Here is a 5,200-nt window from a genome sequence, read left to right on the forward strand (position 1 = left end):
AAAGTGATCAGTAGTTTTCACACAGCCTGTGCCAGAAGTGGACATCTAAGCCGTTTCAGAGAGTTAAGTGCAGGGGAGGCCTTCAAGTATGTTAATTATCAAATCGAGTGGGAAGATGATTTCTTTAGTTTGTTTGAGCTCTTCTAAGCTCCACCAGTAGTGCTCGCGAATGACTTCTTTTTCGTTGTTACTCCAACCTGATCGGTCAATATCTGGTTTTTCTGCAGTAATAATAAAGAAATGTTCTTCAGCGAGAACGTTCTCACCACTTGGCAACATCATAGGAAAGGTTCTGGAGGCTATTTGTGGTCCCGCCGTTTTTCTTATCAGGCCCGTTTCTTCAAATAATTCACGTAGCGCCGCCTGCTCAAAAGACTCGTTGTGCTCAAGTCCTCCCCCTGGCGTTGCCCAGTAAGTTTTTCCATCCAGAGCATCATCTTTATGGCAGAACCTAAAGAGCAGAACGTGATTTTCAGGTGAAAGAACTATCAATCGAGAGGATGGACGAGTACGCATTTATTCCCTCTTAAATAAAATTCAAACCCTCATTGCGGATTTTCATATAAACATACATTGCAGTCTGCAAGCGCGCATAGAGAATGTATTTTCTTGCCGCGATGGCCGATTCAGGCAGGGTGATTCACCATTACGCGTAGTTGCTGTTTTATCAGCGTACTATCCTGGAAAGGATAAAATCCACACGCTCCCCAACAGAAACGCATGGCAATTCAATCAACTGATAATCATACATACGGTATGTTTGCACCATTGCGTGATATGTCGCGACGGCGATCTCGAAAGATTGCTTGCGCTCGGTATCCTGTACATATATGTCACGCCAGGGGGGTGCAATAAATACTGTTCGGTTATAGCGAAATCTCTCGATGGCGTTTTCCAGATGCTTCGGTATGGTAAGCTCTGAAAGACGTAAATAACCTACAACATCAGGAACACCACGGTCGAAGAAACAGGGTCTTGTTTGCCCTTCTGCTTCGTGCCATGAACGCATTTCCCAGGATAGCATGAGCTCTGCGAACGCAGTTTGATTGGCCCATGGCAATGCATCACCGCCGATGTTAACTTGGTCTTGTATAACACCTCGTCCGGCTTCTTTAGAACACCAAAAACCTCTTTTTATAATGGTATCAATTATCGTGCTTTTGCCTGACCCTGGGCCACCTGTAAGAATGAAACGATGTTGAAAAGATAAAGACATTGAACCCTCCTGAACATTTATAGACGCGATGAAGTAGCAATTCTTATGGCGTATTTTCCCGTGTCGGCAGATTACTTGTTGATGGTTTGACTAACTACATTTTATCCTGGCTTGCATATCCGCTACTCGTTCTGACAGGATGTTCTAAAACTGTGCTAGCAATACGACTGATAGGTGGGCAGGATTTCACCATTCGATGGAATCTGAGGACGTTGCCAATGCGGATGATCAAACGTTCCCCCAACTAAACGCTGCACTTCGCTCTCTACCAATAGTGGGCATGCGGCTAAGTGAGCGTCTTCGAAGGACATGACTGTTCCTGCAAAAATATCTGGCCTGAATATAAACTACTCGATATTCTGAAATGCTTTGTATTTTTTGTGAACAGGAAAAAGTATGCTTAGTACATTACCCGATTTACACAGAAGTTTTGCAGAGCAACTCAAGCTTAAATTCCAGTCTGATTCGCGAATTCATTCCCTTCTCGCTGGCGGTTCGATTATCCATGGCGGATTTGATAAATACTCCGATCTGGATTTTGTCGTTGTTGTAGACCCTCTCCACTATGACGAAATTATGGCTCAGCGTATTGTGTTCGCCGGAACACTGGGTCACCTGCTCCATGCTTTCACCGGGGAACATGTGGGAGAGCCTCGTCTGCTTATCTGCCTGTATGGCCCAGAACTCCTTCATGTCGATCTGAAATTCGTCACCCTGGAAATGCTCACTAAACGCGTTGAGGAGCCAGCAGTGTTATTTACCCGTGATAGCACTGCTCTGGAGCGCCAACTGGCAAAATTTAGTGCTCAGTGGCCCAACATGACGCCGGAGTGGTTTGAGTCCCGAGCCTGGATCTGGCTTCATTATGCAGTGGTTAAGCTGGGAAGAGGCGAATTCTTTGAAGCGATAGGCATGCTGGCATTCTTCCGCGAGCAAGTGCTGGGACCTATGCTGTACCGTCGTGCCAATCTACCGCAACGTGGGGTTCGCCGCATCGAATTCCTCAGCATTGATCCTGATGACTTGCTGACTTCCACGCTGGCAACACACGATCGTGACTCCGTCAGCATGGCCATCAGAATGGCTGTTGATGCTTATATTACGCTGCGGGCTGATGCGTTGCCGGAAAATATCGCAGATGATGCGGCACGTTGGGCTGTTCTTGCCATGCTCGAAGCCAGAACCTGACCTTAAAAGGTTTGGTCTGTTCCGCATCCATGTTCAGACGATGTTTGCTAAAAAATGGTCGTCTGAATTTCGGTTGTGAGGTTCTTCCTGAGTGCTTAGATTCATTTTCAATCTATCGAGAGGATATGAATATGAACTTTGCAGAACGCCACTATCAGCATGAGCCTCTTCTTATCGCCAACGTCTGGGATGCCGCCAGTGCTGTCGCAGCGCAAAAAGCAGGCTACCAGGTTCTGGGAACGTCCAGTGCAGCTATAGCGTCCACATTGGGATATGACGATGGGCAGGGAATTCCGTTTGATGAGTTATTTTATATGGTCACCCGGATCCGGGCTGTCAGCAACCTGCCATTGAGCGTTGACATGGAAGCAGGGTATGGTGATTCAGCCGAACAGATAGCAGCCAATCTCAGGCGCCTTGCTCAGACAGGCGTCGCAGGCGTTAACCTCGAAGACAGCCGAGTCATAAACGGGGTTCGTCAGCTTGACGATGTCTCTGATTTTTCCCGTAACCTGAGAACAGTGTGCGATACGCTGAGAAGCGAAAATTACAGCCTGTTTATGAATATCCGGACTGATACTTACCTGCTCGGGCATGAAGACGCGTTGCAGGAGACGATATCACGGGGTCAACGCTATAAAGCTGCAGGTGCTGACGGCCTTTTTGTTCCCTGCCTGACGTCAGAGAAAGACATCAGCCTCATTGCAGAGGCAATGGGATTGCCTCTGAATGTCATGTGTATGCCCGATCTTCCGTCATTCGACAGGCTGAAACGGGCCGGGGTAAGCCGCATTTCAATGGGCAATTTTGTTCATTCGGCCATGCAGTCAACGCTGACTGATGTCATGCATGCGATTCGAACTCGTCAGACGTTTGAAGGACTTTTTGGTGATGAAAATAACCGATAAGAATTTGTGTGATATCTGGTATCAGGCATTACTTGAACGAGCTCCAGAATATACTGGCGTGTTTTTTGTTGGCGTCAAAACCACTGGCGTATTCTGTATTTCTGTATGCCGGGCACGAAAGCCCAAACGCGAAAATGTCGAATTTTATAAAGATGCTAAATCGGCCCTGGCGGCCGGGTTTCGTCCCTGTAAAGTCTGCAGACCCGCAGAAAATGCGCACAGCGCGCCATTATTTGTTGAACAGGCGCTTGCGCTTGTCAGGCGCGATATAAAATCCCGTGTAGCTGACGCGCAGCTTCGCCAGCATGGCATCAGCCCGGAGCGGGTAAGACGCTGGTTCCTGCAACACCATGTCATCACTTTTCAGGCTTTCCAGCGAATGCAGCGGGTGAATATTGCCCTGCAGGAGCTGAAAAGCGGACGAGCGGCGACTGACGTTGCGCTGGACAATGGCTATGAATCCTTGAGCGGCTTTGGTTATACCTACAAGCGTCTTACTGGCGCAGCGCCGACTCAGGCAATCCAGGTGATTGTCATTCACCGGTTTACCACTATGCTTGGACCGATGTTTGTCTGTGCTACAGAGAGGGGGGTCTGTCTGCTGGAGTTTACCGATCGCCGGATGTTAGAAACAGAATTTCGCGATATCCAGCGTTTATTTAACGCCAGAATTGTCACCGGAGAAAACAGCCATACCCGGCAGACAGTAAAAGAAATCAGCGAGTATTTTGCCGGAACTCGCCGACAGTTTGAGCTCTCTGTCGATACTCCGGGCAGTGATTTTCAACAATCTGTCTGGCATGAGCTGCGTGCAGTTCCATATGGCCAGACCTCACACTATCAGGCGATTTCAATTCGGCTTAATAAGCCCAATGCTGTGCGCGCCGTCGCTGCAGCTAATGGCGCAAACCGAATTGCGATAGTGATCCCTTGTCACCGGATAATTGGAAAAGATGGCAAAATGACTGGTTATGGTGGTGGTATTTCGCGCAAAGAATGGCTCATTGAGCATGAGAGAAACAACGCTTAATGGCTTGATGTTCTAATGCAGCCGGAAAATTTCAGCTCTGTATAAGTGCCTTGAGTTTGTAATCTATGAAGTTTTTCGCAAGTAAAGGTTCGTATATCGTTCAAAACTGACCATGCCTTCTTTTTCTTGGGGCTTAGCTTTAAGGATCTCGTTGTTAGTGAGGGGCGTGTGATACGCGCCATGTCTGGAATCTTTCCATAGTTAGTACACGTTTAATGGACCACAATATAGCGTGTACCTAAACGTGTACCAATTTTCTCTGGATTTAGCCGGATGCCTTCGGGCAACAACAGACACAAAAAAGCCCGCAGGGCTTGCGCCGTGCGGGCTCTTAGGACTTCATCGGATGACTCTGGTAATCACCGATGGAGAATTTTGGTGGCTGGCGGAGTCTGAATTGGTTGTGTAACTTTTTGTTTAATAACTGATAACCTTCAATTCAATTTTCATTTTGGTCCCATTGTTGGTCCTAAAAGAAAATGTCAGGTTTTTTGCAGGGAAGGGAAGGTTACAGCAGGAGCCTATTCGTCTGTGAGATTAGCATTTTGCTTTCCTTTAGTCTGCTTGGTATTTAATCGTTCATTTCACGTTAGTTTTTAGCAAGTCGGTAGAGCGCCTTGCTCGCAGAATATCTACTACGGAAATATACGAAGTCTGTTCCTGCCAGCTAAATTCCTTCCTGTCGATACGCACCAGTTCGTATTTCTCCACCAGAAAATTCACAGTATCAGCCAGCGTGATACCAGCATCGATATGTTCCTGTATAACACGTTCCTCACTGAACGGTGTGTCGTTGAGGGTCAGACCATAGTGTTGTTCCAGCAGGCGTGTCAGTAGCATTTGCCAGACAGCCACGGG

Annotated in this window: 6 protein-coding genes; 3 read left to right on the forward strand and 3 right to left on the reverse strand. The window is 47.5% G+C overall.

Features of this window, described 5'->3' with window-relative positions:
• Positions 1-63: 63 nt before the first annotated feature.
• Together FDX11_RS01225 and FDX11_RS01230 are read right to left on the reverse strand one after the other, a co-directional pair.
• Positions 64-516: an NUDIX hydrolase gene (locus FDX11_RS01225; protein ID WP_137397327.1), complete on the reverse strand. Its 453-nt coding sequence runs from the start codon at positions 514-516 to the stop codon at positions 64-66.
• 151 nt (positions 517-667) lie between these two features.
• Entirely contained in the window at positions 668-1,216 is a 549-nt protein-coding gene (locus FDX11_RS01230; protein WP_137397328.1) for an AAA family ATPase, read from the reverse strand.
• A 396-nt stretch (positions 1,217-1,612) separates the two neighbouring features.
• Between FDX11_RS01230 and FDX11_RS01235 the strand changes: the two genes are divergently transcribed.
• From FDX11_RS01235 to FDX11_RS01245, 3 genes are all read left to right on the forward strand, one after another.
• The gene (locus FDX11_RS01235) at positions 1,613-2,404 is read left to right on the forward strand and encodes a nucleotidyltransferase domain-containing protein (RefSeq protein ID WP_137397329.1); all 792 of its coding nucleotides are present in this window, start codon (positions 1,613-1,615) and stop codon (positions 2,402-2,404) included.
• A gap of 131 nt (positions 2,405-2,535) precedes the next feature.
• On the forward strand, positions 2,536-3,312 hold the full coding sequence (locus FDX11_RS01240; RefSeq protein WP_079226131.1) for an isocitrate lyase/phosphoenolpyruvate mutase family protein: 777 nt from the start codon (positions 2,536-2,538) through the stop codon (positions 3,310-3,312).
• Complete coding sequence (locus FDX11_RS01245; protein WP_137397330.1) at positions 3,296-4,342, forward strand: bifunctional transcriptional activator/DNA repair enzyme AdaA; 1,047 nt, start codon at positions 3,296-3,298, stop codon at positions 4,340-4,342. Before FDX11_RS01240 ends, FDX11_RS01245 begins: the two co-directional genes overlap by 17 nt.
• 579 nt (positions 4,343-4,921) lie before the next feature.
• Here the strand turns inward: FDX11_RS01245 and FDX11_RS01250 are convergent.
• Positions 4,922-5,200: TA system toxin CbtA family protein (locus FDX11_RS01250; protein ID WP_170975580.1), on the reverse strand; the 279-nt coding region annotated here is incomplete at its 5' end.

The organism is Citrobacter sp. wls714 (assembly GCF_005281025.1).
Lineage (GTDB): Bacteria > Pseudomonadota > Gammaproteobacteria > Enterobacterales > Enterobacteriaceae > Citrobacter > Citrobacter werkmanii.